This window comes from Nocardia takedensis NBRC 100417 (assembly GCF_000308695.1).
Lineage (GTDB): Bacteria > Actinomycetota > Actinomycetes > Mycobacteriales > Mycobacteriaceae > Nocardia > Nocardia takedensis.
The window spans coordinates 19983-45791 of the sequence record NZ_BAGG01000115.1 but is presented as its reverse complement, the minus strand read 5'-3'; the positions used below and the strand labels follow the sequence as shown (position 1 = coordinate 45791).

Here is a 25809-nt window from a genome sequence, read left to right as displayed (position 1 = left end):
TAGCTCAGTTCCAGTTCTGATAGATGTCGAGGACGCGGCCGTCCCGGGTACCCGGAGCGTTCAGGTACAGCGTGATCGCCCCATCCGGATGGGCGGCCGCTTCCGCGACCACTTGGCGCAGTGAGGCGTGCACGCCGCCGCGTTCGTCCCGGTAGAGCTGGGTGTCGCTGTGCAGCCCGGCGCCGATGCGGTTGAGCGGCACGACCATGGTGACCACGGCGGGAATCGGACCGCCGGCCAGACCGACGGTCTCGTCGTGGCTGAGCCGGACGCCGACGCGTCCCTGCGCCGGATCGGCGACCGGCACGACGGCATGCGCGCTCGCCGTGCCGAGACCGACGGCCGCGCACGCGCTCGCGGCGAGGGTGACTGTCCTGATGACGGAGATCCCCATGATTCGCTCCTGGTCCGGTGGCTGCTGACGCACCGAGATTACGCACCGTCACCCCCGCGACCACCGAATTCGCGGTATCGGCCGCGGCGTGTTGACGATCATGGTCGCTGCGGCCCGGATCACTCCACTACACCCTGTCGTCGACCCGCGCGCACCGGACTGCGACACTGGAGGCCGTGAGTTCTTCTCCGCGCGTGACCAGGGCAGCAGTACCGGTTTCCGCTCAGCTCTTCGACCGGGCGAGTTCGGTGATCCCGGGCGGTGTCAACTCGCCGGTGCGGGCCTTCGCCTCGGTCGGCGGCACCCCCAGATTCATCGCCTCTGCCGCGGGCTGCACCCTGACCGACGCCGACGGCAACGACTACGTCGACCTGGTGTGCTCGTGGGGGCCGATGATCCTCGGCCACGCCCACCCGGCCGTCGTGGAGGCGGTCCGCACGGCGGCGGGCGGCGGCCTGTCCTTCGGCGCGCCCACCGAGGCCGAGATCGAACTCGCCGAGGCCATCGCCGCCCGGGTCGACCCCGTCCAGCGGGTCCGGCTGGTCAACTCCGGCACCGAGGCCACCATGAGCGCGGTCCGGTTGGCCCGCGGCTACACCGGCCGCGCCAAGATCGTGAAATTCGCCGGCTGCTACCACGGGCACGTGGACGCGCTGCTGGCCGACGCGGGCTCCGGCGTCGCCACCCTCGGACTGCCCACCTCGCCCGGCGTCACCGGCGCGCAGGCCGCCGACACCCTGGTCCTGCCCTACAACGACCTCGAAGCGGTGGCCGCCGCCTTCGCCGCCTACCCCGACGAGATCGCCTGCGTGATCACCGAGGCGGCGGCGGGCAACATGGGCGCGGTCGCGCCGCTGCCCGGCTTCAACGAGGGCCTGCGCAAGCTCACCGCCGACAACGGCGCGCTGCTGATCATGGACGAGGTCATGACCGGATTCCGGGTCAGCGCGGCCGGTTGGTACGGCCGGGAGGGCGTCGCGGGCGACCTCTACACCTTCGGCAAGGTGATGAGCGGCGGACTGCCCGCCGCCGCCTTCGGCGGACGCGCCGAGATCATGAACCACCTCGCCCCGCTCGGGCCGGTCTACCAGGCGGGCACGCTGTCCGGGAACCCCGTGGCCGTGGCCGCCGGTCTGGCCACCCTGCGCGCGGCCGACGCCGAGGTCTACGCGGCGCTGGACCGCAACGCCGAACGCCTCGGCGGGCTGCTCACCGAGGCCCTCACCGCGGCAGGGGTCGAGCATCACGTGCAGTTCGCAGGCAATATGGTGAGCGTGTTCTTCGCCGATCGCCCGGTGACCGACTATGCGGCCGCCAAGGCCAGCCAGACCTGGCGTTTCCCCGCCTTCTTCCACGCGTTGCTCGACGCGGGCGTCTACGCGCCGCCGAGCGCGTACGAGGCGTGGTTCGTCTCCGCGGCGCTGGACGAGAACGCGTTCGACCGTATCGCCGCCGCCCTGCCCGCCGCCGCATCCGCGGCCGCGGCCGCAACCCCCGAAGGATCCCGCGCGTGAGTTCCGACCACGATCAGCCCGACGCCCAGCAGCGAGGACTGGACAACCCTTCCGACGAACCGATCACCGCCGCCGAGACCGCCGCCGCCGACACCACCGCTGACGCCGACCTCGCCGTGGCCGAGTCCGTCGCCGCCGAGGTCGCCGAGACTTCCGCCGAGGTCACGCAGACCTCCGCCGTCCAGGAGCCGTCGGCCGACGTGGAATCCGCGGCCGACGCCGTCGAAGAGGTCGCCGACGCCGGTGCGGCCGCGGCGGCCGTCGTGGCGCTGACCGAGGGCAGCGACGTGGCCGACGCCGTGGTGCGGGCGGCGGGCGGCGACGACACGGATGCGCCGAAGAAGAGCGAGTCGGCAACCGAGCTCGCGGCCGGGTCCGAGTCGTCGGGCGAGTCCGAGGCGTCCGAATCCTCGCCCGTGTCCGAGGCGGTGCCGACGTCGTCGACCACCGCGATTCCGCGGACCGCCCAGGAAGCGCCCGCCGTGGACGCGAGCGTGGAGACCATCGTGCACGTGCTGCGCCACGGCGAGGTGCACAACCCCAAGGGCATCCTCTACGGTCGGCTGCCCGGGTTCAGCCTGTCGGTGGCGGGGCGCGCGCAGGCGGCGGCGGTGTCGCGGTCGCTGTCGGATCACGACCTCGCGCTGGTGATCGCGTCGCCGTTGCAGCGCGCGCAGGAGACGGCGGAGCCGATCGCCGCGGAGCACGGTCTGATCGTGCGCACCGACGAGAACCTCGTCGAGGCGGGCAACACCTTCGAGGGCCTGCGGGTGTCGGTGGGCGACGGCGCGCTGCGCAAGCCCCGGCACTGGTGGAAGCTGCGCGACCCGTTCACCCCGTCCTGGGGCGAGCCGTACCTCCAGATCGCGCACCGCATGCTGGCCGCGGTCAACAAGGCCAGGGTGGAAGCCGCGGGCCGCGAAGCCGTGCTGGTCTCGCATCAGCTTCCCGTGTGGACGCTGCGCCGGTTCCTGCAAGGGCAGCGGCTGTGGCACGACCCTCGCCAGCGGCAGTGCTCGCTGGCCTCGCTGACCTCGCTGGTCTACCAGGGCGACACCCTCGTCGACATCGTCTACTCCGAACCCGCGGGCGGGTCGGACCCGTCGGTGCACGGCGCATGAGTCGCCGCACCGCATCCCCATCCCGGAAACGCGGGCCCACCGTTCGGCGTTCCGGTCCGGTCGCGCTCGCCTGTCTCGCGCTGGTCGCGGCGCTGGCGGGCTGCTCGACCGGGGCGGATGCGGTGGCCACCGGCGGCACCTTCCAGTTCGTGTCGCCGGGTGGCAAGACGGAGATCTACTATGACCCGCCGAGTGCGCGCGGCACCATCGGCGAACTGTCCGGCCCGGATCTGATGACCGAGGGCAAGACCGTCTCGGTGCGCGATTTCCCCGGCCAGGTCGTGGTGATCAATCTGTGGGGGCAGTGGTGCGGTCCGTGCCGGGCCGAAGCGCCGGCGCTGGAGAAGGTCTACGAGGAGACCAAGGCGCAGGGCGTGGCGTTCCTCGGCATCAACGTCCGCGATCCGCAGAAGGACAAGGCGCAGGATTTCGTCACCGACAACAAGGTCGGGTATCCGTCGATCCACGACCCGTCCATGCGGACCCTGCTCGCCCTCGGCGGTGACTTCCCGACCAGCGTCATCCCGACCACGCTGGTGCTCGACCGGCAACACCGGGTCGCGGCGGTGTTCCTGAAGTCGCTGCTCGCCGAGGACCTGCGTCCGGTCGTGGACAAGCTGGCCGCGGAGGACCCGCGGTGACGGTACTCGCGAGCGTCGGCGACTCGTTCCAGCAGACCGCCGCCACCGGCCCGCTGCTGCTCGCTCTCGGGGCCTGCGTGCTGGCCGGCCTGGTGTCCTTCGCCTCGCCGTGCGTGGTGCCGCTGGTGCCGGGCTACCTGTCCTACCTGGCGGGCTTGGTCGGCGCCGAGGCCCCGCCCGCCTCGGTCGCGCAGGCCCGCGACACCGCGGTCGGCACGGTGACGCGCACCGGGCGCGCGCGGGTCGCCGGTGCGGCCGGTCTGTTCGTCGCCGGGTTCACCGTCGTGTTCGTGCTGGCGACGGCCACGGTGTTCGGCCTGATCCAGACCCTCAACGTCAACCGCGAACTGCTGCAACGTGTCGGCGGCGTGGTCACCATCCTGATGGGCCTGGTGTTCATCGGCCTGGTCCCCGCTCTGCAACGGGACACCCGGATGGAACCGCGCAGGCTGACCAGCATCGCGGGCGCGCCGCTGCTGGGCGCGGTCTTCGCCCTCGGGTGGACGCCGTGCCTGGGTCCGACGCTGTCCGGTGTGATGGCGGTCTCGGCGGGCACCGACGGCAGCACCGCCGCGCGCGGGGTCGCGCTGATCGTGGCCTACTGCCTCGGCCTGGGCCTGCCGTTCGTGATCCTGGCCTTCGGGTCGGCGACCGCGCTGCGCGGCGTCGGCTGGCTGCGCCGCAATTCCCGCGCGATCCAGGTCGTCGGCGGCATCCTGCTGGTCGCGGTCGGCATCGCGCTGGTGACCGGCGCGTGGGATCAGTTCGTCGGCTGGGTGCGCGACGGTTTCGTCTCCGAGGTGACCTTGCCGATATGACCGTGACCGACACCCCCGTGGCCCCCGCCCCCGCTCCGAAGCGTCCCGCGCCGCATCTGCGCGCTTGGGCGGCCGTGCGCAACACCTGGCGCGGACTGACCAGTATGCGCACCGCGCTGGTGCTGCTGTTCCTGCTGGCGCTGGCCGCGATTCCGGGCGCGCTGCTGCCGCAGCGCAACCTCAACGAACAGAAGGTCGAGCAGTACATCGCCGACCGGCCCACGCTGGGCCCGTGGATGGACCGCTTCGAGTTGTTCGACGTGTTCTCCAGTTTCTGGTTCACCGCCGTCTACGTGCTGCTGTTCGTGTCGCTGGTCGGCTGCATCCTGCCGCGCTGCCTCGACCACTACCGCGCGTTGCGCACCCCGCCCGTCCGCGCGCCGCGCAACCTGGGCCGGTTGCCGCTGCACCACGACGAAACCGTCGACGGCACACCCGAACAGGTCATCGAACGGACACGCCGTCACTTGCGCGGGTGGCGGACCGAGGTGCGCGCGGAGCAGGGCCGCGACGGCGAGATCACGCTCTCGGCGGAGAAGGGCTACACCCGCGAACTCGGCAACCTGGTGTTCCACCTCGCGCTGGTCGGGTTGCTGGTGGCGATCGCGGTCGGCAAGTTCTTCGGCTACGAGGGTTCGGTCATCGTGATCGCCAACGACGGGCCCGGCTTCTGCACCACCTCGCCCGCGGTGTTCGACTCGTTCAAGGCGGGCAACGTCAACGACGGCACCGGGATGACGCCGCTGTGCGTGCGGGTCGAGAATTTCCGCGCCGACTATCTCGAGACCGGCCAGGCCGAGATGTTCACCTCCGACATCGAGTACCAGGCGGGCGCGGATCTGCGCACCGACACCTGGCGCTCGACCACGATCAAGGTGAACCATCCGCTGCGCGTCGAGGGCGACCGGATCTACCTGCAAGGCCACGGCTACGCGCCGACGTTCACCGTCACCTTCCCGGACGGGCAGACCCGCACCGAATCCATCCAGTGGCGGCCCGACGACGCCAGGACGTTCCTGTCCAGCGGTGTGCTGCGCATCGACCCGCCCGGGGGCATGTACGCCACCGACGCCGAACGCCGCCAGAACCAGATCGCGATCGAGGGCCTGTTCGCGCCGACCGCGCTGCTGCACGGCAACCTGCTCACCTCCGCGTTCCCGCGCATGGACGATCCGGCGGTCGCCGTCGACATCTACCGCGGCGACACCGGCCTGGACACCGGCCGCCCGCAGTCGCTGTTCGCCTTGGACCCCGAGCAGATCCGGCAGGGACGGTTGAGCAAAGAGGCGCGGGTCAACCTGCGGCCCGGTGAGTCGACCACGCTGCCCAACGGCACGAAGGTCACCTTCGACGGCGCGCAGGAATTCGTGAACCTCCAGGTCTCGCACGATCCGGCCCAGCAGTGGGTGTTGGTGAGCGCGGTGGCGATGATGGCCGGTCTGCTGGTCTCGCTGTTGGTCAAGCGCAGGCGGATCTGGATCAGGGTCTATCCGGAGCCCGACCCGGCCGGTACCGTGTCACAACGACGCTCTGTAGTAGAAATGGGTGGGCTCGCCAGGACCGACCAGGCCGGGTGGGGCGGTGAATTCGATCGCCTGCGGCATCGTCTGCTCGCCGAGGACGACCGACCCCAGCACCGGACCAGCGCGGCGCGCGACGCCGACCCGACGGGAGAATGACCATGCCGATCGACGAAACCCTCGCCCGGTACAGCGATTTCGCGTTCAAATCGGCGCTGGTCGTGTACACGCTCGTCGTCATCCTGCTGATCTGGCAGTACGCGACCGCGCGCACCCGCCAACTCGCCGAACGCGAACACAGCATGGCGGGCGCACCGGCCGAACGGCCCACCGGCCCCGGACGGATCACCGCGCCCGAACCCGTGCCGCTGTCGGAACGCCTGGGCAACATGGCGTTCTCGGTGCTGGTCGTCGGCGTCGCCCTGCAGATCCTGTCGATCGTGTTGCGCGGCTTCGCCACCCACCGGTTCCCGCTCGGCAACATGTACGAATTCGTCACCATGGCGACCGCCGCGGCCACCGTCGTCGGCCTGATCTTCCTGCGCGACCAGCGCTACCGCGCCACCTGGGTGTTCCTGCTGGTGCCCGTGCTGATCCTGATGTTCCTCGCGGGCACCGTGCTCTACGCCGAAGCGGCCCCCGTCGTGCCCGCGCTGCGCTCGTTCTGGCTGCCGATCCACGTCACCATCGTCAGCATCGGCAGCGGCGTCTTCCTCGTCTCCGGCGTCGCCAGCCTGCTGTTCCTGTTCCGCATCCGCCAACCCGAAGGCGCGGAGAGCACCGGCGTCCTCGGCGCGATCGCCAAACGCCTACCAGACGCGCGCACCCTGGACCGCCTCGCCTACAAGACCACCATCATCGGCTTCCCCCTGTTCGGCGCGGGCGTCATCCTCGGCGCCATCTGGGCCGAAGCCGCCTGGGGCCGCTTCTGGGGCTGGGACCCCAAGGAAACCTGCTCCTTCATCGCCTGGGTCCTCTACGCCGCCTACCTACACGCCCGCGCCACCAGCGGTTGGCGCGACACCCGCGCCGCCTGGATCAACGTAGCCGGCTTCACAGCCATGCTCTTCAACCTCTTCATCATCAACATCGTCATCTCCGGCCTGCACTCCTACGCGGGCCTCACCTGACCCAACCCCGTACGGACCTGCAACCTGCCGTCGGTGTTTCGTGTCCAACCGGCGGCAGACCGTATGCCTGTCGGACCATTCGAGGTGGAGATCGTCGACTATCACTGAAAGGGGAGCCCATGGCCTCGTCGACGCCGCTGCCCCCGACCACCCCCGGTGAAGTTCTCGCCGAGGAGTTCATGGAGCCGCTGCACATCAGTCAGAACGCGCTCGCTCGCGCCTTGGGCGTGCCCGCCCGGCTCATCAACCAGATCGTGCACGGTAAGCGTGCGATCACCACGCGCACAGCGCTGCTCTTGGCCCGCTATTTCGGTACGACACCGGAATTCTGGATCAACCTGCAAACGCACTACGACCTCGTGCTCGAGCGCGAGAAACTCGCCGAAACCCTCAGCCACATAGTCCCGTATCGCGCCGCCTGCTGAGGGGTGGCGGCGTTGCCGGAACCTGAGTCAGATCCAGGGGCCGTTGGGGGAGGGGGCGCGTTTGGGGATCCGGGTGGCCATTCCGGACTGCTGTGCGCTCAGTTGGGCGGTCGAGGTGGCTGATATCGGTGTCGTCGTGGTGTCGTCGCCGCATGCCCTGAGCGTGAGTCCGGCCGCGACGACCACCGCCGCGGTGGCGAGCACCTTCATGGCTATCCCCTCCGTCTACCTGGCCGAGACGCTACCGCGCCGGACGAAATATCGTCCCACGGCGGGCCATCGATTCAGCAAACGTCCGGGTCGTCTTCGGCGGCGGGGTATTCGCCTCGTTCGCCATGGTGTCGGGATCGCTCGGTGACGGTGCCGCGGTGTGGCACGATCGGCCGGTGGCAACAGAGTTGGCCGGGGTTTCGACGTGGCCGGAGCAGTGGCGTTGGGATGACGATCTGGTCGACGGCTACCGCGCGCGTGGGTTGACCGGGGTGCGGGTCGAGGAGGTCGTGCACGAAGGTGTGCGCGAGTCGGCGGTGTTGTTGCCGATGCGTCGCCCGCCGCGCTGGCAGGGGCTGGTCTTCGTGCTGATGGGGTTGGTGTTCGAGGCCCTGGCGGTGGTGCTGGGCTGGCATGTGCTGATCGCGTTCGATCCGCTGGAGTTGGCGGCGGTGCTGGTGTTCGCGGTGGTCGGCGGGTGTTCGCTGGGCGCGGCGTGGCTGGAGTTCGTGACGCGCCGCGATCTGGTGCCCGGCCTGTTGCTGACGCCGTCGCGGGTGTTGCGGCGCGGGGGCGACGGGGAGTCGCTGGCGGTGGCGTGGGCGGATATCGCCGAGGTGAGCGCGTATCTGCGCGTGTCGGGGCGTTCGCGCTGGCACAACATGTTCGGCATCGACGTGCACGACCCGGACGCGTTCTGGCGGGCGGCGGGCAGGCGTCGGATGGGGCGGACCGCCCGGGAGATCGCCGGGACGCGGGTGGTGACGGTGCCCGACGCGGTGTTGGCGATGAATCCGTTGGTTGCCTATCACCTTGTGCGCCACTATCTGCGGCATCCCGAGCAGCGCGCCGACCTGCCGGACGCCGTGCGCCCACGCGACTGACGCGGCGGGCCGAGCGTTACCGGTTCCGCGCGATGGGCCCAGCGTGCAGGCGCGCCCATCGGGAATCCGGCCTCAGCGGTCGCCTTCGCCGTCTCGATGTTGTTGTCGGGAGATCCGCCACAGGAAGTCCGGGTCGTCGTCGGGACCCATGATCCGCTTGTGTCGGGATGAACGCGGGGAAGGGTCCGATATCCGCGGGCCGAACGCCTTCCAGCACAGCACCGCGACCGCAACGACCGCGATGAGTGCCACCAGGTAGATCACGTCGCTCACCTCCTCACATCGAGGGTAGCCGCGTACGCGCCCGGAGCGCATCGTCGGCGGCCGAATCGGTCATCCGATATCCGGCGGACGACCGTCCGTGCGGGCCGACGCGTACGTGACCGACGCGCGGGCCGCCGAGGCCGCCCGCGCGGAACGGACCTCAGCGCGCGGGGCTCGCCTCGGTGGTCAGCGACTCGAGCAGTCGCAGCACTTCGGATTCGCGGAACCGGCGGTGTCCGCCGGGTGTGCGCAGTGACCCGAGTCTGCCCGCGTGGGCCCACCGGGTGACTGTCTTCGGGTCGACGTGGAACATGGCAGCCACTTGGCCCGGGGTGAGCAAGGTGTCCTGGCCGCCGACGGTGATCGCAGTCATAGCAAACCTCTCCGTTCTCGACAGTTCCCTCATCAGAATGGCGTCATCGTTGCACCCCGACCCCTAGGTACGCGAACCACCTACTGTTGGTAAAGGCGAAGTAATGGACAAAACGGATAGGATTTCGACCTCGGCGACGGGTGGGCCGGGGCTCGCCGCGCGGGCGTCGCCTAGGCTGGTCGGCGTGAGCGACGCAACTCCCGCCGACAGCGCATCCGGCCGGCAAACCTCGGCGCCCGGTCGCAGGCTGGCCGTGAACCTTGCCCTCTACACCCTGGCGCGGTTGGTGCTCGTCGCCGTCGTCACCGCGATCATCGTGGTGGGCGCCCGACTGGTGTCGGTCGAGGTCCCGTTGATCGTGGCCGTGCTGTTCGCGCTCATCATCGCGATGCCGCTGTCGTTGACGTTGTTCAAGAAATTGCGCGCGAAGGTCAACGAGGACATCGCCGTGGTCGATGAGAAACGGCGCAAGGACAAAGCGCAATTGCGCGCGCGTCTACGGGGGGATGACGGGGACGCCTCCACGTGAGGCAGTGCGATCGCAGTACGCCGCGCGACTGGGTCGACAACGCGGTGCGGTTGATCGACGCCGATACCCAACGCAGTGCCGACACCCATCTGTTGCGTTATCCGCTGCCGTCGGACTGGGGCGTGCAGCTCTATCTGAAGGATGAGTCGACCCATATCACCGGCAGTCTGAAACACCGGTTGGCGCGGTCGCTTTTCCTGTACGCGATCTGCAACGGGTGGATCACCGAGGGCACCACGGTGGTGGAGGCATCCTCGGGGTCGACGGCGGTCAGCGAGGCGTATTTCGCCAGGATGCTGGGGCTGGACTTCGTCGCGGTGATGCCGGCGAGCACCTCTCCGCAGAAGATCGCGTTGATCGAGGCGCAGGGCGGGCGCTGTCATTTCGTAACCCGGCCGCCGGATATGTACACCGAGGCGGCCCGGTTGGCGGCCGAATGCGGCGGACATTATCTGGATCAGTTCACCAACGCGGAGCGGGCGACCGACTGGCGGGGCAACAACAATATCGCGGAGTCGATTTTCGAGCAGATGTCGTTGGAGCGGTATCCGGTGCCGGAGTGGGTCGTCGTCGGGGCGGGCACCGGTGGGACGAGTGCGACGATCGGGCGTTATGTCCGATATCGCAGGCATGCGACGCGGGTGGCGGTCGTCGATCCGGAGAATTCCGCCTTCTTCGGCGGCTACGAAACCGGTGATCGCGCTTATCAGACCGGTATGTCCTCGCGGATCGAGGGGATCGGCAGGCCGCGGGTGGAACCGTCGTTCGTGCCGCAGGTGGTCGATCGGATGCTGGAGGTGCCCGACGCCGCCTCGGTCGCGGCGGCCCGGTTCGCGAGCGGGGTGCTCGGCCGCAAGGTGGGCGGGTCGACCGGCACGAATCTGTGGGGCGCCTACGCCTTGATCGCGGAGATGCTGGCGGCGGGGCGCGGCGGCAGCGTGGTGACGTTGCTCTGCGACGGCGGCGACCGCTACGCGGGCACCTACTTCGACGACGCCTGGATGGCGAAGCAGGGGATGTCACTGACCGCACCGCACCGGGCGCTGGAGATCTTCCACGAGACCGGTCGCTGGACCGCCTGAACCTCGCTTTTCTCGGACTTCGCCGGCTTCGTCGCGCCCACGGTCGTCAATTTTTGTTGACAAGCGGGCCGGGCGTCAATCAAAGTTGACGACATGACAGAGGCAACCACCCTGGCGGCCGCCGCCGGCAGTCCCGACCCCGCGGTCGGACTCCGCGCGGTGCTCGCCCTGCGCAGGCTGCTCGAACGTCTCGAAGCGATCCAGGTCGACAACGCCAGGAAGCAGGGCTGGTCCTGGCAGGCCATCGCGGAGGCGCTCGAGGTCAGCAAGCAGGCGGTCCATCAGAAATACAACCCGAGAGGCAGGAACCGCTGATGTTCGAACGGTTCAGCGCGGTCGCCAAGGCCGCCGTCACCCAGGCCCACAAGCAGGCGCGCGAACTGCGCTCCCCGGTCATCGATGTCGAGCACGTCCTGCTCGGTCTGCTAGCGGTGGCCGAACCCGCGCTGCGCGAGGTCTTCGCCGAGGCGGGCGTGACCCAGGACGACGTCCGCGCGCGACTGGCCGAACGGGGTGCGGCCGCCCCCTTGGGCGAGCAGGACGCCGAAGCCCTGCGCTCGATCGGCATCGACCTCGACGCCGTGCGCGCCTCGCTCGAGGCGAGTTTCGGCGAGGACGCGCTGGAGCGCTCCGTGCCCGAACCCCGCCGTGGGCTGCTCGCGCGGATCGGGCACACACCGCTCACCCGGGAGGCGAAGAAAGTGATCGAACTCTCGCTGCGGGAGACGTTGGCGCGCAAGGACCGCGTCATCGACGCCGCGCACCTCGCGCTGGCCGTGCTGTGCGCGCCCAACTCGGGCACGGCGGAGATCCTCGGCGGCGACGAGGCGATCGCGCGCCTGCGCCCCCGGGTGACGGCGCTGTTGGATCGCGCCGCCTAGCCCATGGGCCCGCGGGGGCTCCCGGCGAATCCCCCGGGAAACGGGCTCCGCGACTTAGCATGGGGCCATGCAGCTAGTCATTCGGTTGGTCATCAACGCGGTAGCGATCTGGTTGGCCGCCGCCTGGGTCAACGGAATCACCATCCTGAGTCCCGACGACGACACAACCAGCAAAGTCATCGTGGTCCTCGCGGTCGCCGTCGTGTTCACCCTGGTGAACGCGCTGGTCAAACCGCTGGTCCAACTGCTCTCCCTGCCCCTGGTGGTGCTCACCCTCGGCCTGTTCCTGCTGGTGGTCAACGCGCTGATGCTGTTGCTCACCGCGTGGATCACCGACGCGTTCTCCGATTACGGGATCGACGTCGACGGGTTCTGGGCGGCCCTGCTCGGCGGCATCATCATCTCGCTGGTGAACTGGGTGCTGGGCATCCTGGTCCCGGACGGCGACTGAGCCGTCCCGGCCGTCGGTCAGGCGAGACCGAGCGCGAGCGCCGTCACCGCCGACCAGACCAGCAGGGCCAGACCGGAGTCGCGCAGGGCGGGAACGAGTTCCAGGCCGTTCCCGCCCGTGCGCACCGGGGCGTTGGCGCGGATCGCCAACGGCACGGCGAGCAGACCCACCAGGGCGAACGGCGTGCGGGGCACCAGCGCCAACGTCGCGACGAACGGAATCGCCAGCAGGATCACGTGCAAGGTCCTGGTGCGCGGATCACCGAGTTTGACCGCGAGCGTGGTCTTCCCGGATTCGGTGTCGGTGGGGATGTCGCGCAGGTTGTTGGCGACCAGCACCGCGCTGGAGAACGCGCCGACCGCGACGGCGAGCACCACGCCGACCCAGTCGATCCGCTCGGCCTGCACGAATTCGGTGCCGAGCACACCGATCAACCCGAAGAACACGAAGACCGCGACCTCGCCGAAACCGCTGTAGCCGTACGGTTTGCTGCCGCCGGTGTAGAACCAGGCACCCGCCAGGCAGGCCGCGCCGATCAGCAGCAGCCACCAGGCGGTGGTCAGCACCAGGATCAGTCCGACCACCGCGCCGATCGCCAGACTGGTGATCGCCGCGTACTTCACCGCGGCGGGCGAGGCCACCCCGGAACCGACCAATCGCAGCGGGCCCACCCGCTCGTCGTCGGTGCCGCGCACCCCGTCGGAGTAGTCGTTGGCGTAGTTGACGCCGATGATCATGGCCACCGAGACCAGCAGCGCGAGAACGGCTTTCCACCAGACCAGGCCGTCGAGCGAAGCGGCGGCCCCGGTGCCCGCCAGAACCGGAGCGATCGCGTTCGGCAGGGTCCGGGGCCGGGCCCCTTCGAGCCATTGCGCAGCTGTTGCCATGCGCCGAGCCTAATCCTCGGGCTACGGGCGCGCGCCGGCCGCCGTTTTCAGCCGGTCCAGCCCCTTCTCGAAATCCTTGCCGATCATGTTGTCCATCGGCAGCACCTTCGACAGCACCTTGATCAGACCGGAGCGGTTACCCGTCATCCGCCACACCACCTCGGTGCCGTCCGGGACCGGATGCAGGGTGAAGCGCACGTCGTTGACCGCCTTGAACGGCTTCTCGAACTCGAGCCGCACCCCGACCTCGCGATCGGTGTCGCGCACGATCTCCATGTTCCCGGCTCCGGCTTTGCGGTTGCCCGCCCAGGCGTATTTCGCGCCGACGCCGGATTCCGGGCCGGTGAAGGTGCGGCGCAGATCCGGGTCGACGTCCTCCCACGGCGACCACTTGCGCCATTCGTGGAAGTCGGCGAGCAGGGTGTGCACGGTGGACAGCTGGGCCGGAATCACGGCCTGCCGGACCACTTCGAAGTCGGCCATGGGGGGAGCCTAGACCGATTCGCGCCACTTCGATCGGATCGGCGCGAACGTGCTCGCATACGATGACCGCGGGATGTATCCGGAACCGGGCGGGCGGGACCGCCGAAGTCGAGTCGCGGCCACGCCGGCGGGCGCGTCGGTCGTGGTGGCCCTGTTGGGTGAGGTCGCGCTGCGCCGCGACGACACGCTGAGCGCCGTCGCGGGCACGCGCGCCCGCGTACTGGTGGCAGCGCTCGCGCTGCGGCCCGGTCGCAGCCGGTCGGCGCAAGCGCTGATCGAGGACGTGTGGGGCGATCAGCCGCCGCGCGCGCCGATGAACGCCCTGCACACCCAGGTCTCGCGGCTGCGTTCGGCACTGCCGGAAGGGGCGTTGGAGATCGGCCCGGCCGGCTATCGGCTGAGGTTGCCCGCCGACGCCGTCGACCTGTCGCTGGCGGGCGAACTGACCCGCGAGGCCGCGCGCGCCCACGAGGCGGGCGACGCGGTGGCGGCGCTGGTCCTGGTCGGCGCGGCCCGGTCGCTGTGGCGGGGCGAACCCGGCGCGGACCTGCCGTCCGGTCCGGTGGCCGACGAATTGCGCGGCGCTGCCCGCGACCGGTCGACCGCGCTGGACGATCTGGAGATCGCCGCTCGCCGCGCGGTCGGCGATCAGGACGGCGCGCTCGCGGTCGCCCGCCGCCGCGCCGCCGCCGACCCGTTGGACGAACAGGTCGAACTCACGCTGCTGCGGTTGCTCGCCGCCGCCGGCCGCGCCACCGAGGCCCTGGAGTCCTTCGCCGCCTTCCGGACACGCCTCGCCGACGAACTCGGCGCGGACCCGGGACGCGCGCTCGTGGAGGCGAATACGGCGATCCTGCGCGGCGAACCCCTCGACTTTCCCGTGCCCGCGCGGTCTGCCGAGGCTCGGTCCCGGCACACGGTCGCCGGAGCGGAACGGTCCACGGCCGGAACCACTGCCTCGAATTCGGGCGATCCCCATGAACCCCTCTGGGACCGCCCGGCAACCGGCTCCGCCGAACGGTCCGCGAGCTCCGGGGTAGCCGGTCCCGCCGTGCCACCGCCGCGCTCCGAAGCGACCCGGCCCGACGAGTGGCCTACGGGTTCCGGGACGAACCCACCGAACGAGTGGCCCGCACGCGCGGAGTCGGCGGACGAGTGGGCCGCGAGCTCCGGGTCGAGTGGTCGGGTCGAGTCGACACAACAGTCCGGGGCGACCGCGCCCGCCGAGTGGTCCGCGCCGGCGGAGTCGACCGGCTTCGGTGAGCGCGCCGAAGCTTCAGTGCCACCGCCGATCGGGTTGCGGGCCGCGCCGACCGAACTGTTGGGGCGGCAGCCCGATCTGGACGCGATCGTTTCGATGTCGCGGCGTTCGCGGGTGACGACGGTGCTCGGGCCGGGGGGCACCGGGAAGACCAGGGTCGCCAACGAGGTCGGCGCGCGGGTGGCGCGTTCCACCCAGGTGGTGTTGATCGAGTTGGCGTCGGTGCGGGCCGAGGGGGAGCAGGCGCGCACCGAGGTGGAGGCGGCGATCGGGGCGGCGCTCGGCTTGACCGAACTGGCCTTCGATTCGACGGCGTTGCGCGCCGGCTACACCCCCGATCCGCGGCGCAGGTTGCGGGACGCGGTGGCGGCGCGCGAGATGCTGCTGATCCTGGACAACTGCGAACATCTGATCGATGCCGTGGCGGTGGTCGTCGCGGATCTGATCGGGGTCGCGGACCGGTTGACGGTGCTGACCACCAGTCGCGCCCCGCTGATGATCACGGCCGAATCGGTGTATCCGCTGCCCCCGTTGACCGTCGACGCGGCGGGTTCGCCCGCGACCGAGTTGTTCGCGGCGCGGGCGCGGGCGGTGCGTCCTTCGGTGCGGCTGGACCCGGAAGTGGTGGCCCGGCTGTGTCGCACGTTGGACGGGTTGCCGCTGGCGATCGAACTGGCGGCGGCGCGGGTCAGGACGATGAGCGTGGAGGAGATCAACACCCGGTTGGCGGACCGGTTCGCGCTGCTGCGGCACGGGGATCGCAGTTCCCCGGCGCGGCACCGCACCCTGCACGCGGTGATCGACTGGAGTTGGGCGCTGCTCGATGACGCGCAGCGGGTGACGTTGCGCCGATTGTGCCGGTTCCCGGCCGGTTTCGGGGTCGAGGCCGCCGAGATCGCGGCGGGCGGTCCCGAGGTGGGCGATGTCGCGGCGGCGGTGGACGGCTTGGTCAACCAGTCGCTGCTGACCGTGTTCGACGACGAGGTGCTCGGCACCCGCTACCGCATGTTGGAGACGGTGCGCGAGTACGGGGAGGAGCAACTGGTCGCCGCCGAGGGGGAGGCCGACCTGGTGATCGAGCGGATGTTGGACTGGGGGCGGGGGTTCGCCGACGCCGCCGAGGGGGATTTCCAGGACGGCGATCAGTTGGCGCCGGCGCTGGCGGTGACGACCGAGTTGGACAATCTGCTGGCGGTGCTGCGCGCGGCGGTGGAGCGCGGTGACGCCCGCACCGCCTATTCCGTGTTCCCGGTCGTGGGATCGCTGTGGATGATTCGCGGCTCGCACCTGGAGGTGGCGGGGTGGGCCGCGCGGATCGTCGCCTTGGACGAGACGACATTGGCGGGGATCCCGGTGGGGGATCGGGTGCTGTGCACCTTCGAGATGGCCTTCCTGCACTTGTTCTACTCGGAAGGGTCGGCACGCACGGTGGCCCGCCTGCGCGCCCGGGTGCGTCGCCTGCTGCGCACCCGCGACGACCTGTCCCCGACCTACCGGTTGATCGGCGAGTTGATGTTGAGTCGCTCCGATCTGCGCGGTGTGGGGCGGCGGTTGGCGATCGCGATCCGGCGCGGCGACCCCGACACCGCCTCGACGGCGTTGCTGACGCGCGCCAATATGCGCGAGAACCTGGGTGACGTGCGCGGTTCCACCCGTGACGCGATCCGCGCGCTGGGGATGATCGGCGCGAACCAGGTGTGGAGCGTGGCGATGGTGTGCAGGCATCTGGGGCAGGTGTTCGGCCAGATCGCCGACTACCCCGCATCGGTGACCTACTACCGGCGCAGTCTCGGCATGCTGCTGCGTCTCGGCGTGCACGAGGACACCATCGAGATCCGCGCGATGCTGGTGGCCTCGCTGGTCGGCGCGGGCGAGTTGGCCCAGGCCGAGCGCGAACTCGAATTCCTGTCCGGGGTGACCCGTTTGGGGCCGATCGATCACGCGTCGGGGATGCACGGGCAGTTGGCGGCCGAGGTGATGCAGTCGGCCGCGGAGTTGGCGTTGGCGCGTGGCGAGGTCGAGGAGGGGCTGCGCCGCTACGAGCGCGCGCTGGAGATGTTCGGGTGGCCGGAATTCGGCGCGGGCCCCGGCCCGGGGACGCTCATGACCGCGGCGGCGGCGGTGGACGCGCGAATCCTGCACGGGCGCGCCCGTTCCGCCGCGGAGTTGGTCCCGCAGGTGCTCGAGCAGGGGTTGCGGATGCTCTCCAGTTACCGCGACCTGCCGCAGTTGGGCGGTATGGCGTGCGCGGTCGGGTCCTATCTGGTCGCCACGGGCGAGGACGTCGAGCGCGGGCTGCGACTGCTGGCGTTGGCGCCGGATGTGGCGGCGCGTCAGGATCTTCCGTCGATGCGGCTGGACCGGCATGTGGCGGCGGCGCGCGCGCGTCTCGGTGACGAACCGGTCGACCGGGTGTTGGGCGTCCATCGCCGCGCGGGGCGTGAGGTCGCGGCGCGCGAGGCGATCGCGCTGCTGGAGGCGCTGCGCTGAGAACGGCGACGGCCGCCGTCCCGCGACGGGGACGGCGGCCGGGCCGAGGGGGTCACGCCTTGCGCATGTACGCGCTGACGGTCAGCGGCGCGAAGATCGCGATGATCGCGGCCGCGCCGACCAGGGTCCACCCGAAGTGCGCGCCGATGTGACCGTCGTTCATGAGGTCGCGGCAGGCGTAGATCAGGTGGGTCACCGGATTGACGTTGACGAACGCCTGCATCCAGCCGGGCATGGTCGAGGTGGGCACGAAGGCGGGCGAGCAGAAGGTCAGCGGGAACAGGATCAGCATCGAATAGCCCTGCACCGAAGCGGCTTTGTTCGCGATGACGCCGAAGAAGGCCCAGATCCAACTGGTCGCGAAGGAGGCCGCGATGACCAGCAGCGCGGCGGCGAGGACGCCGATCGCCCCGCCGTCGGGGCGGTAGCCCATCACCAGACCCATGATGACGGTGAGCGTGGTCGCGATGAGGTAGCGCACCATATCGGCGGTGAGCGCGCCGGACAGGGCCGAGATGCGGGCGATGGGCAGGGATTTGAAGCGGTCGAAGACGCCCTTGTCCATGTCCTCGCGCAACTGCACGCCGGTGGTGATCGAGGTCATGACCACCGACTGCACCATGATGCCGGGAATGATGACCGGCAGGTAGCTGTGCACGTCGCCGGAGATCGCGCCGCCGAAGATGTAGGTGAACATCAGCGTGAAGATGATCGGCTGGATGACCACGTCGAACAGTTGCTCGGGGTTGTGCTTGATCTTGAGCAGGCCGCGGTGGGCCATGGTCAGGGTGTTGGCGACGGTCTTGGCCACGGTGATCGGCGCGGCGGGGACCGGGATCGGCCGCGCGGGGGCGGCGGTCGCGGTGGCGGGAAGGGTGACGGTCATGCCGCGCTCCGTTCGGTGTCGGTCTCGTCCTCGGTGGGACGGCCGGTGATGGTGAGGAAGACCTCGTCCAGGGTCGGCTTGGAGACGCTGATCTCCTCGACCCCGATCCGTTCGTCGCGCAGTCGGATCAGCAGGTCGGTGGTGACGTCGGCGCTGCGCAGCGGGGCGGTCAGCCGTCCCGCCTCCGGCGTGATCTGCGCCTGGGCGCCGAGGAATTCGCCGACCACGCGGCGGGCGAGTTCGAGTTGGGTGCGGTCGAGCAGGGTCAGGTGCAGGGAGGAGCCGCCGACCGAGGCTTTCAGTTCGTCGGCGGTGCCGTCGGCGATCACCTTGCCGTGGTCGATGACCGCGATCCGGTCGGCGAGCTGATCGGCCTCGTCCAGGTACTGGGTGGTGAGCAGCACCGTCGCGCCCTCGCGGACCAGGCGGCGGATGGTCTCCCACATCTGGGCGCGGGTGCGCGGGTCGAGTCCGGTGGTCGGCTCGTCCAGGAACAGCAGCGGCGGGGTGGAGATCAGGCTGGCGGCCAGGTCCAGGCGTCGCCGCATGCCGCCGGAGAAGTTCTTCAGCGATTTGTCGGCCGCCTCGGCGAGGTCGAACTCCTCGAGCAGGTCGGCGGTCCTGGCGCGGGCCTCGGCGCGCCCGAGGCCGAGCAGGCGGGCGAAGATCATCAGGTTCTCGGTGGCGGAGAGGTCCTCGTCGACCGAGGCGTACTGGCCGGTGACACCGATCAGCGAACGCACCGCGGCCGGGTCGGCGACGACGTCGCGGCCGAAGATGCGCGCGCTGCCGCCGTCGGGCCGCAGCAGTGTCGCCAGCATGCGGATGGTGGTCGTCTTACCCGCGCCGTTGGGGCCGAGGACCCCGTAGACCGCGCCCTGCGGCACCGCCAGGCTGACACCGTCCACCGCGCGCTGTTGTCCGAAGACCTTGACCAGGTCGGTCGCCTCGACGGCGAGGACCGAGTTCGGCGTGTGTGAAGTCATGGGACAACGATGCGTCCGCCGACTTGCACCGCCCTTGCGCGGCGATGGCGCGGGTTCTTGCGCGGGTCAGTTCGTCGAGGCCGCCAGCAGCAGTTGACGCAGCGCGGCCCGGTTCGGTTTGCCGGGACCGTGCAGCGGCAACTCCTCGACCAGCGCCATCTCGCGGGGAGCGGCGATCGGGTCGAGTTCGCGGATCACGTGCTCGCGCAGTTCGTCCAGGGTCGGGGTGGCCCCTTCGGCGGGCACCACCGCGACCGCGACGCGCTGGCCGAGTCGTTCGTCGGGCAGACCGAGCACCACGCATTCGCTGATCGAGGGATGGGTGACCAGCACCGCCTCGACCACCTGCGGCAGCACCAGCAGGCCCCCGGTGGTGATGGCCTCGTCCAGTCGGCCGCTGATCCGCAGTACGCCGTCGTCGTAGCTGCCCGCGTCGTCGGTGCGGAACCATCCGGGTTCGGCGAAGGCGGGATGGTCGGGCTGACCGCGGTAGCCGGAGGCGATCATGTCGCCGCCGAGCAGCACCCGCCCGTCCTCGATGCGGATCCGTGTGCCGCGCAGTGGTATCCCGTCGTAGACGCAGCCCCCGCAGGTCTCGCTCATGCCGTAGGTGCGCACGACGGTGATGCCCGCCGCCCGCGCGCGTTCGAGTACCGGGACCGGGGTGGCCGCCCCGCCGACGAGCACCGCGTCCAGATCGGCCAGCGCCGCGGCGGCCGCGGGGTGGTCCAGGGCCTTGATCAGCTGGGTGGGCACCAGCGAGGTGTAGCGGCGGGTGCCGCGCATCCCCGCGATCGCGCCCGCCAGCGCCTCGGGCAGGAACCCGTCGGAGACGTCGAGGACCACCGGTTCGGTGCCCGCGGCCACCCCGCGCAGCAGGACCTGGATGCCGGCGATGTGGTGGGTGGGCAGGGCCAGCAGCCAGGCGCCCGGGCCGCCGAGCCGTTCGTGGGTCGCCTCGACGCTGGCGCGCAGCGCCGCCGCGCTCAACATCGCGCCTTTGGGCACGCCGGTGGTGCCGGAGGTGGTGACCACCAGCGCGATCTCGTCGTCGATGGGTTCGCCGGGGGCCAGCGCGTCGCTGAGCCGACGGGCTTCGCGCCGGTCGCTGGTCGGGATCGGCAGCCAGGCCGGGCCGTTGCCCTCCAGTGCCGCGCGCAGATGCGGTAGGACTTCGCCGAGGCCCGACCCGGTGGGCATCAGCAGCGTCCGCAATGTGCTCACGAGCGCGCCTCGCGCACGGTGCCCATCTCTGCCTCGCTGTGCTCCCTCACGGTAGGGATCGTGTCATGCCCGCGCCGCCGCGCGCGGGACGGGTCGGTTTGCTGGGGCGACGCGCGGGAACCGCGGCCGCCCCCGGGGAACAGGGATCGGCTAGGCCAGACATCGAGACTGCGATTCACTCGTGGGATGGTGGAATCGGCGGCCACCCGGACATCGGCGGCCGGGGTCCACCCGTGCGTAATCGTCCCCGTCACAACTGCCGTTGGCAACTCGACCGGACGGCCGAACAGCTGCGGGCACCCGCCCGCAGATTGCGTCGTCAGTCCTCCGACCAGCGCGGATCACGCCGGATCGGATGGGTCGGGGGAACCTGCACGAGCACCAGCGGCACACCGTCGGGATCGTGGATCCACATCTCGATCAGCCCCCACGGCTCCTCGCGCGGGGCCCGATCGATCGCCACGCCGGCCAGGGCCAGTTCCGCCGCGGCGTCCTCGACGTCGCGGACCTGTAGCCACAGCGCGCCCGTGAACGTGCTCGATTCGCCGGTTCCGCCGTGCGCCGCGACCTCGACCAGCGACTGTCCGGCGAAGAAGACCGTGCCGCCGGGATACTCGCGAGCGATCGCCAGACCCAGTGTGTCGCGGTAGAACTCCAGTGTCGTGCGGTAGTCGGCGGGGCGAAGGATCACCCGGCTGCTCAAGATTTCCACGGTCGGCCACCGTCCTTTTCGTATCGGTCAGAAGTACCAGGGGTAGGGGGTCCAGTCCGGGGCGCGTTTCTCCAGGAACGCGTCACGGCCCTCGACCGCCTCGTCGGTCATGTACGCCATCCTGGTCGCCTCGCCCGCGAACAACTGCTGACCCACCAAACCGTCGTCGAGCAGGTTGAACGCGTACTTCAACATCCGCTGCGCCTGCGGCGACTTCCCGTTGATCCGCGCCGCCCACTCCAACGCCACCGCCTCGAGCTCGCCGTGATCGACCACCGCGTTGACCGCCCCCATCGCGTGCATCTCCTCGGCCGTGTACGCCCTGCCCAGGAAGAAGATCTCCCGCGCGAACTTCTGCCCCACCATCTTCGCCAGATACGCGCTGCCGTAACCACCGTCGAAACTGCCCACATCGGCGTCGGTCTGCTTGAACCGCGCGTGCTCACGACTGGCCAACGTCAGATCACACACCACGTGCAGACTGTGCCCCCCACCCGCGGCCCACCCGTTGACCAACGCGATCACCACCTTGGGCATGAACCGGATCAACCGCTGCACCTCCAGAATGTGCAACCGCCCCGCACGCGCGGTATCGACCGTGTCGGCGGTCTCCCCACCCGCGTACTGATACCCGCTACGCCCCCGGATCCGCTGATCCCCACCCGAACAGAACGCCCACCCCCCGTCCTTGGGACTCGGACCGTTACCCGTGACCAACACCGCACCCACATCCGCGCTCATCCGCGCGTGATCCAACACCCGATACAACTCGTCGACGGTGTGCGGACGGAACGCGTTACGCACCTCGGGCCGGTCGAAAGCGACGCGCACCGTGCCCTGCTCCACATGCCGGTGATAGGTGATGTCGGTCAGATTCTCGAATCCGGGAACGGGTCGCCACTGCGTCGCGTCGAAAGTCACGCCTGCGATTATCGCCCCCGACGAAAGGGTTGGTGCCAGCGACTTCCCCGCGATCGGCTCCCACACGCGCGGGCACGCGAGGACCGTCGACTTGACGGTGTAAAACGACGCGTTACCGTGCAGGTATGAGTGAGCGCACGGTGGACGCGGCCGACCGCGTCGAGGAGAGCGGGTCCGGCGTGTCGACGCGCGGGCGCATCGACAGCAGCGCGGTGAACCAGGACCGCTACGAGAAGCACGGCGGCTTCCCCAAGGTGACCCGCGCCGAGGTCGGTCCGAACTTCGGCCCCTTCGTCGAGGCGATGCGCACCCTCCAGGATCTCGCCGTCAGCGTCGACGCGAGCGACGAGGTCTTCGGCGAGGCGCTCGGCAAGGCACGCGAACTCATCGACCTGCTCGGGCCCTACCGCGCACCGGAAGCCCAGGGCCCCGCGGGCCGGGTGGTCACGCTGCCCGGACGCGGCAGTCTGCTGTTGCTGCCGTGGCAGGTTCGCGAAGCCGGACCGCGCGGCATCACCATGGCGGGTGAATTCCGTCGCTACCACCTGGGCGGCAACGGCGCCGCGCACGGCGGCGTGCTGCCCCTGCTCTTCGACGACCTGTTCGGGATGATCGTGCACTACTCGGGTCGCCCGATCAGTCGCACCGCCTACCTGCATGTCAACTACCGCAAGGTGACTCCGCTCGAGACGCCGCTCACCGTGTCGGGCCGGGTCGACCGCGTCGAGGGACGCAAGACTTTCGTCGTCGCCGAATTGCGCGACGAGCAGGGCGATTTGCTCGCCGACTGCGAAGGACTCATGGTGGAACTGCTGCCCTGGCAGCCCTGAGGACGCTGCCCGGATGCGCTGAACGCGCCGTCGTGCGAAGGTGAAGCGGACCCGTTGCCGGGCGAGCGTGGTGTGGCCATCGACGCCGGTGCGTATAGTGGCGTGCGCTCGTTCAACGAACCTATCCGGAGGAACCTGAAAGTGGTTGCAGCACTGTCTGAATCCCTGCTCGTCGATGCCAAGCGCACGGCCTTCCTTGCCGATGCCAAAGAAGTTCTGGACGCCGAGGTGTCGGACAAGGGTGGTGCGTCCGGCCTGGCCGTGAAGGGTGGATACGCGGCGGTCAAGAAGATCAGCCCGTCCATCGTCCCGGACGCGCTGGAATCGTTGGCCCCCAAGTTCGTCGAGAAGCTCGACCCGTTCTGGGCGCAGTACACCGCCGCGGGCACCGGCAATTTCGCCGACCTGCTGGTGGCCAACTCCGACTCGGTCGCCGAAGCGTTGCTCTCGGTCACCGACGAGCGCGCCCAGGCCTCCAGCCGCCCCGCGCTGCAGAAGGTCTACTCCTCGATGCGCTCCTCGGCCAAGAAGAACGTCATCGAGGCGCTGCCGCGTCTGGGCGACCTGGTCCAGCGGCACGCCTGAGTCCGCTGATCGGCCGCACGTCGGAAACACTCGCCGCTCGCGGCGATTCGACGTGCGGCACACGGTCCGGCGCGGATCCCCATCCGGACCGGCCCCGGCGGACACCGACACTGTGAGCAGGCTGACGCAGCGGGCGGGCGCGGTGTCTGTAAGGCTGGTGGCGTGAACCCGTCAACAGCGCAGGCCCAAGTGGTCGTCGACGAACTCGTGCGCGGTGGCGTGCGCGAGGTCGTGCTGTGCCCCGGCTCGCGCAACGCGCCGCTGGCCTTCGCGCTCCAAGCGGCCGACGCCGCGGGCAGGCTGCGCCTGCACATGCGCATCGACGAGCGCAGCGCCGGATTCCTGGCCATCGGCCTGGCCGTCTCCGCCCAGCGCCCCGTTCCCGTCGTCATGACCTCGGGGACGGCGGTCGCCAACCTCGGCCCCGCCGTGCTGGAGGCCAACTACGCGCGCGTCCCCCTGGTCGTGCTCAGCGCGAACCGCCCCTACGACATGCTCGGCACGGGGGCCAATCAGACCGTCGAACAACTCGGCCTGTTCGGCAGCCAGGTCCGCGCCACCATCAGCCTCGGTCTCGCCGAGGCCGACACCGATGCCGAACCCGCCTACGGCAGGCAGAACAGCGTGTGGCGATCCGCCGTGTGCCGGGTGCTGGCCGCCGCGCGCGGCACCCGCTCGGGCAACGCCGGGCCGGTGCACTTCGACATCCCGCTGCGCGAACCGCTGGTCCCGGACCTCGCACCGGGCGAATTCGCTCCCGAGGGCCGCGGCGACGGCCGCGCCTGGACCGCCACCCAGTACGCGACGCTGGACGTCCCCCTCGACATCGATCTGACCCCCGACACGGTCGTCATCTCCGGCCACGGCGCCGGACCGCGCCCCGAACTGGCCGACCTGCCCACCGTCGCCGAACCCACCGCGCCCCGGCACGGCCCGGCGCTGCACCCGCTGGCCCTGCCGCTGTTGCGGCCCCGCCAAGCCATCATCACCGGGCGGCCCACCCTGCACCGGCAGGTCTCGCGCGTGCTCGCCGATCCGGACATCACGGTCTTCGCGCTCACCACCGGCCCGCGCTGGCCCGACGTGTCGGGCAATGTCGTCGGCACCGGCACCAGGGCCGTCACCAGCGGCGCGCCGAGTCCGCAGTGGCTGACCCGCTGCCGCGAACTCGACGCCTTCGTCAACGCGGCGGTCCGCGAGGAACTGGACCGCCACCCCAAACCCACCGGCCTGCACGTCGCCGCCGTGGTGATGGACGCCCTGCGCGACGGTGACCAACTGCTGCTCGGCGCGTCCAATCCGGTGCGCGACGCGGCGCTGGTCTCGCATCCGCGCCCCGAGGTCACAGTGCTGTCCAACCGCGGCGTCGCCGGGATCGACGGCACCGTGTCGGCGGCGGTCGGGGCCGCGCTGGCCCACGAAGGCCGCACGATCGCGCTGATGGGCGACCTGACCTTCCTGCACGACGCCTCGGGCCTGCTGATCGGACGCGGCGAACCGCGCCCGGAGGATCTGACCATCGTGGTCGCCAACGACGACGGCGGCGGCATCTTCGAGTTGCTCGAACAGGGCGACCCGCAGTACGCGGGCGTGTTCGAGCGGGTGTTCGGCACCCCGCACGGCATGGATCTGGCCGCGCTGTGCGCCGCCTACCGGATCCCGCACCGCCAGGTCGACCCCGGACAACTCGCGATCGAACTCACCGCCCCCGCCCACGGGGTACGGGTGCTGGAAGTCGTCACCGAGCGGTCCAGCCTGCGCGAACTGCACGCCACCGTCCGGGCCCGCATCGCGGACTGAGCCGCACGCGCGGGCCCACCCGGTAGCCGGGCGCGCAACGCGACGGCGTCGTCCGCCCGCATCGCGGACCGAGCCGCACGCGCGGGCTTCACTCCTCCGGCGCGGCGTCCTCGTCGTCCAGCGGGACGGGAATGGACTGGTCGATGACGTCGGCGGTGTTCGCCGACCAGGTGTCGCGATCCACGGCGGCGGCGAGATCGGGTTCGTCGCTCTCGTCCGGATGGACCGGCGTGGACTGCTCGACCAGGTCCGCCTCGGAGACCTCGTCGGTGGTGCGGGATGTGCGGTGATCGATCATCGTGCGCTCCTGTCCACTCGGTTACTCGGGCCGGGGTACCCCGGTTCGGGCGTGAACAACAATCCGACAGTTACGAGCATGCGCCGCGCACGGCGTGCCGGGCAATACCGGGCGGTCTCGCGCCCCGCACTATCGGGTTCCACCGATGAATCGGCGACAGCCGTTCCGTCTGCATCATCGAGCACGCACGCCCGACCGGGAGGACCGCA

Annotated in this window: 29 protein-coding genes; 17 read left to right on the top strand and 12 right to left on the bottom strand. The window is 70.3% G+C overall.

Features of this window, described 5'->3' with window-relative positions:
• Positions 1 to 4: 4 nt before the first annotated feature.
• On the bottom strand, positions 5 to 394 hold the full coding sequence (locus tag ON30_RS24465) for a hypothetical protein (protein ID WP_051029925.1): 390 nt from the start codon (positions 392 to 394) through the stop codon (positions 5 to 7).
• 176 nt (positions 395 to 570) lie between these two features.
• On the opposite strand from ON30_RS24465, the gene hemL reads away from it, so the two are divergent.
• The 7 genes from hemL (at position 571) to ON30_RS24430 (ending at position 7563) form a co-directional block, all read left to right on the top strand.
• Positions 571 to 1908, top strand: a complete 1338-nt coding sequence (gene hemL, locus ON30_RS24460) for a glutamate-1-semialdehyde 2,1-aminomutase (protein WP_040710524.1) — start codon at positions 571 to 573, stop codon at positions 1906 to 1908.
• 482 nt (positions 1909 to 2390) lie between these two features.
• The gene (locus tag ON30_RS24455) at positions 2391 to 3029 is read left to right on the top strand and encodes a histidine phosphatase family protein (protein ID WP_040710826.1); all 639 of its coding nucleotides are present in this window, start codon (positions 2391 to 2393) and stop codon (positions 3027 to 3029) included.
• On the top strand, positions 3026 to 3670 hold the full coding sequence (locus ON30_RS24450) for a TlpA disulfide reductase family protein (RefSeq protein ID WP_040710522.1): 645 nt from the start codon (positions 3026 to 3028) through the stop codon (positions 3668 to 3670). The genes ON30_RS24455 and ON30_RS24450 overlap by 4 nt, the downstream gene beginning before the upstream one ends.
• The gene (locus tag ON30_RS24445; RefSeq protein WP_040710519.1) at positions 3667 to 4488 is read left to right on the top strand and encodes a cytochrome c biogenesis CcdA family protein; all 822 of its coding nucleotides are present in this window, start codon (positions 3667 to 3669) and stop codon (positions 4486 to 4488) included. The genes ON30_RS24450 and ON30_RS24445 overlap by 4 nt, the downstream gene beginning before the upstream one ends.
• Entirely contained in the window at positions 4485 to 6167 is a 1683-nt protein-coding gene (gene resB / locus ON30_RS24440; protein ID WP_040710517.1) for a cytochrome c biogenesis protein ResB, read from the top strand. Before ON30_RS24445 ends, resB begins: the two co-directional genes overlap by 4 nt.
• Before the next feature lie 2 nt (positions 6168 to 6169).
• On the top strand, positions 6170 to 7138 hold the full coding sequence (gene ccsB / locus ON30_RS24435) for a c-type cytochrome biogenesis protein CcsB (RefSeq protein WP_040710515.1): 969 nt from the start codon (positions 6170 to 6172) through the stop codon (positions 7136 to 7138).
• Positions 7139 to 7257: 119 nt separating this feature from the next.
• Entirely contained in the window at positions 7258 to 7563 is a 306-nt protein-coding gene (locus ON30_RS24430) for a HigA family addiction module antitoxin (protein ID WP_040710512.1), read from the top strand.
• A 27-nt stretch (positions 7564 to 7590) separates the two neighbouring features.
• Here the strand turns inward: ON30_RS24430 and ON30_RS24425 are convergent, their stop codons facing one another.
• The gene (locus ON30_RS24425; RefSeq protein ID WP_040710510.1) at positions 7591 to 7773 is read right to left on the bottom strand and encodes a hypothetical protein; all 183 of its coding nucleotides are present in this window, start codon (positions 7771 to 7773) and stop codon (positions 7591 to 7593) included.
• Positions 7774 to 7949: 176 nt separating this feature from the next.
• Here ON30_RS24425 and ON30_RS24420 point away from each other — a divergent pair, with 176 nt between their 5' ends.
• Positions 7950 to 8657 carry a hypothetical protein gene (locus ON30_RS24420; protein WP_157183822.1) on the top strand — a complete coding sequence of 236 codons (708 nt, stop codon included), beginning with the start codon at positions 7950 to 7952 and terminating at the stop codon, positions 8655 to 8657.
• 72 nt (positions 8658 to 8729) lie between these two features.
• Here ON30_RS24420 and ON30_RS24415 read toward each other — a convergent pair whose 3' ends face one another.
• Positions 8730 to 8921 (bottom strand): hypothetical protein, encoded by a 192-nt coding sequence (locus ON30_RS24415; protein ID WP_040710824.1) that lies wholly within the window; start codon positions 8919 to 8921, stop codon positions 8730 to 8732.
• 160 nt (positions 8922 to 9081) lie between these two features.
• Complete coding sequence (locus tag ON30_RS24410; RefSeq protein ID WP_040710506.1) at positions 9082 to 9294, bottom strand: BldC family transcriptional regulator; 213 nt, start codon at positions 9292 to 9294, stop codon at positions 9082 to 9084.
• A gap of 184 nt (positions 9295 to 9478) precedes the next feature.
• Here ON30_RS24410 and ON30_RS24405 point away from each other — a divergent pair, with 184 nt between their 5' ends.
• The 5 genes from ON30_RS24405 (at position 9479) to ON30_RS24385 (ending at position 12237) form a co-directional block, all read left to right on the top strand.
• Complete coding sequence (locus ON30_RS24405) at positions 9479 to 9823, top strand: DUF4229 domain-containing protein (protein WP_040710504.1); 345 nt, start codon at positions 9479 to 9481, stop codon at positions 9821 to 9823.
• Positions 9820 to 10905: an L-cysteine desulfhydrase Cds1 gene (gene cds1, locus ON30_RS24400; RefSeq protein WP_040710502.1), complete on the top strand. Its 1086-nt coding sequence runs from the start codon at positions 9820 to 9822 to the stop codon at positions 10903 to 10905. Before ON30_RS24405 ends, cds1 begins: the two co-directional genes overlap by 4 nt.
• Before the next feature lie 93 nt (positions 10906 to 10998).
• A complete protein-coding gene (locus ON30_RS24395) occupies positions 10999 to 11220 on the top strand; it encodes a hypothetical protein (protein WP_040710500.1) in 222 nt (73 codons plus the stop codon).
• Positions 11220 to 11786, top strand: coding sequence for a Clp protease N-terminal domain-containing protein (locus tag ON30_RS24390; RefSeq protein ID WP_040710498.1), 567 nt, complete (start codon positions 11220 to 11222; stop codon positions 11784 to 11786). The genes ON30_RS24395 and ON30_RS24390 overlap by 1 nt, the downstream gene beginning before the upstream one ends.
• 67 nt (positions 11787 to 11853) lie before the next feature.
• A complete protein-coding gene (locus ON30_RS24385; protein ID WP_040710497.1) occupies positions 11854 to 12237 on the top strand; it encodes a phage holin family protein in 384 nt (127 codons plus the stop codon).
• A 17-nt stretch (positions 12238 to 12254) separates the two neighbouring features.
• On the opposite strand, the gene ON30_RS24380 is transcribed toward ON30_RS24385, so the two are convergent.
• Together ON30_RS24380 and ON30_RS24375 are read right to left on the bottom strand one after the other, a co-directional pair.
• On the bottom strand, positions 12255 to 13124 hold the full coding sequence (locus ON30_RS24380; RefSeq protein WP_040710496.1) for a 1,4-dihydroxy-2-naphthoate polyprenyltransferase: 870 nt from the start codon (positions 13122 to 13124) through the stop codon (positions 12255 to 12257).
• 21 nt (positions 13125 to 13145) lie between these two features.
• Entirely contained in the window at positions 13146 to 13607 is a 462-nt protein-coding gene (locus ON30_RS24375) for an SRPBCC family protein (protein ID WP_040710495.1), read from the bottom strand.
• 73 nt (positions 13608 to 13680) lie between these two features.
• On the opposite strand from ON30_RS24375, the gene ON30_RS41260 reads away from it, so the two are divergent.
• Positions 13681 to 17358 (top strand): AfsR/SARP family transcriptional regulator, encoded by a 3678-nt coding sequence (locus tag ON30_RS41260; RefSeq protein WP_245554194.1) that lies wholly within the window; start codon positions 13681 to 13683, stop codon positions 17356 to 17358.
• Positions 17359 to 17410: 52 nt separating this feature from the next.
• Here ON30_RS41260 and ON30_RS24365 read toward each other — a convergent pair whose 3' ends face one another.
• From ON30_RS24365 to ON30_RS24345, 5 genes are all read right to left on the bottom strand, one after another.
• Complete coding sequence (locus ON30_RS24365; protein WP_040710493.1) at positions 17411 to 18244, bottom strand: ABC transporter permease; 834 nt, start codon at positions 18242 to 18244, stop codon at positions 17411 to 17413.
• Positions 18241 to 19230: a daunorubicin resistance protein DrrA family ABC transporter ATP-binding protein gene (locus ON30_RS24360; RefSeq protein ID WP_040710492.1), complete on the bottom strand. Its 990-nt coding sequence runs from the start codon at positions 19228 to 19230 to the stop codon at positions 18241 to 18243. The genes ON30_RS24365 and ON30_RS24360 overlap by 4 nt, the downstream gene beginning before the upstream one ends.
• Before the next feature lie 66 nt (positions 19231 to 19296).
• Positions 19297 to 20430: an o-succinylbenzoate--CoA ligase gene (gene menE / locus ON30_RS24355; RefSeq protein ID WP_373282627.1), complete on the bottom strand. Its 1134-nt coding sequence runs from the start codon at positions 20428 to 20430 to the stop codon at positions 19297 to 19299.
• Positions 20431 to 20773: 343 nt separating this feature from the next.
• On the bottom strand, positions 20774 to 21166 hold the full coding sequence (locus ON30_RS24350; protein WP_040710489.1) for a VOC family protein: 393 nt from the start codon (positions 21164 to 21166) through the stop codon (positions 20774 to 20776).
• Between the two features lie 27 nt (positions 21167 to 21193).
• Positions 21194 to 22087: a 1,4-dihydroxy-2-naphthoyl-CoA synthase gene (locus tag ON30_RS24345; protein WP_040710487.1), complete on the bottom strand. Its 894-nt coding sequence runs from the start codon at positions 22085 to 22087 to the stop codon at positions 21194 to 21196.
• 125 nt (positions 22088 to 22212) lie between these two features.
• On the opposite strand from ON30_RS24345, the gene ON30_RS24340 reads away from it, so the two are divergent.
• The 3 genes from ON30_RS24340 (at position 22213) to menD (ending at position 25302) form a co-directional block, all read left to right on the top strand.
• Entirely contained in the window at positions 22213 to 22917 is a 705-nt protein-coding gene (locus ON30_RS24340) for a PaaI family thioesterase (protein ID WP_083911637.1), read from the top strand.
• A gap of 141 nt (positions 22918 to 23058) precedes the next feature.
• Positions 23059 to 23502, top strand: coding sequence for a DUF6918 family protein (locus ON30_RS24335; protein ID WP_040710820.1), 444 nt, complete (start codon positions 23059 to 23061; stop codon positions 23500 to 23502).
• A 162-nt stretch (positions 23503 to 23664) separates the two neighbouring features.
• Positions 23665 to 25302 (top strand): 2-succinyl-5-enolpyruvyl-6-hydroxy-3-cyclohexene-1-carboxylic-acid synthase, encoded by a 1638-nt coding sequence (gene menD, locus ON30_RS24330; protein WP_040710486.1) that lies wholly within the window; start codon positions 23665 to 23667, stop codon positions 25300 to 25302.
• A gap of 88 nt (positions 25303 to 25390) precedes the next feature.
• Here menD and ON30_RS24325 read toward each other — a convergent pair whose 3' ends face one another.
• On the bottom strand, positions 25391 to 25600 hold the full coding sequence (locus ON30_RS24325) for an Rv3202a family protein (RefSeq protein ID WP_040710484.1): 210 nt from the start codon (positions 25598 to 25600) through the stop codon (positions 25391 to 25393).
• Positions 25601 to 25809 lie beyond the last annotated feature (209 nt).

What these genes read in the sequence shown, in the direction of transcription:
- ON30_RS24465 (WP_051029925.1), bottom strand. Translation starts at nt 394, where the DNA reads ATGGGGATCTCCGTCATCAGGACAGTCACCCTCGCCGCGAGCGCGTGC.
- ON30_RS24450 (WP_040710522.1), top strand. Translation starts at nt 3,026, where the DNA reads ATGAGTCGCCGCACCGCATCCCCATCCCGGAAACGCGGGCCCACCGTT.
- resB (WP_040710517.1), top strand. Translation starts at nt 4,485, where the DNA reads ATGACCGTGACCGACACCCCCGTGGCCCCCGCCCCCGCTCCGAAGCGT.
- ccsB (WP_040710515.1), top strand. Translation starts at nt 6,170, where the DNA reads ATGCCGATCGACGAAACCCTCGCCCGGTACAGCGATTTCGCGTTCAAA.
- ON30_RS24430 (WP_040710512.1), top strand. Translation starts at nt 7,258, where the DNA reads ATGGCCTCGTCGACGCCGCTGCCCCCGACCACCCCCGGTGAAGTTCTC.
- ON30_RS24425 (WP_040710510.1), bottom strand. Translation starts at nt 7,773, where the DNA reads ATGAAGGTGCTCGCCACCGCGGCGGTGGTCGTCGCGGCCGGACTCACG.
- ON30_RS24410 (WP_040710506.1), bottom strand. Translation starts at nt 9,294, where the DNA reads ATGACTGCGATCACCGTCGGCGGCCAGGACACCTTGCTCACCCCGGGC.
- ON30_RS24395 (WP_040710500.1), top strand. Translation starts at nt 10,999, where the DNA reads ATGACAGAGGCAACCACCCTGGCGGCCGCCGCCGGCAGTCCCGACCCC.
- ON30_RS24390 (WP_040710498.1), top strand. Translation starts at nt 11,220, where the DNA reads ATGTTCGAACGGTTCAGCGCGGTCGCCAAGGCCGCCGTCACCCAGGCC.
- ON30_RS24385 (WP_040710497.1), top strand. Translation starts at nt 11,854, where the DNA reads ATGCAGCTAGTCATTCGGTTGGTCATCAACGCGGTAGCGATCTGGTTG.
- ON30_RS24380 (WP_040710496.1), bottom strand. Translation starts at nt 13,124, where the DNA reads ATGGCAACAGCTGCGCAATGGCTCGAAGGGGCCCGGCCCCGGACCCTG.
- ON30_RS24375 (WP_040710495.1), bottom strand. Translation starts at nt 13,607, where the DNA reads ATGGCCGACTTCGAAGTGGTCCGGCAGGCCGTGATTCCGGCCCAGCTG.
- ON30_RS41260 (WP_245554194.1), top strand. Translation starts at nt 13,681, where the DNA reads ATGTATCCGGAACCGGGCGGGCGGGACCGCCGAAGTCGAGTCGCGGCC.
- ON30_RS24365 (WP_040710493.1), bottom strand. Translation starts at nt 18,244, where the DNA reads ATGACCGTCACCCTTCCCGCCACCGCGACCGCCGCCCCCGCGCGGCCG.
- ON30_RS24360 (WP_040710492.1), bottom strand. Translation starts at nt 19,230, where the DNA reads ATGACTTCACACACGCCGAACTCGGTCCTCGCCGTCGAGGCGACCGAC.
- menE (WP_373282627.1), bottom strand. Translation starts at nt 20,430, where the DNA reads ATGCCCACCGGGTCGGGCCTCGGCGAAGTCCTACCGCATCTGCGCGCG.
- ON30_RS24340 (WP_083911637.1), top strand. Translation starts at nt 22,213, where the DNA reads ATGAGTGAGCGCACGGTGGACGCGGCCGACCGCGTCGAGGAGAGCGGG.
- ON30_RS24325 (WP_040710484.1), bottom strand. Translation starts at nt 25,600, where the DNA reads ATGATCGATCACCGCACATCCCGCACCACCGACGAGGTCTCCGAGGCG.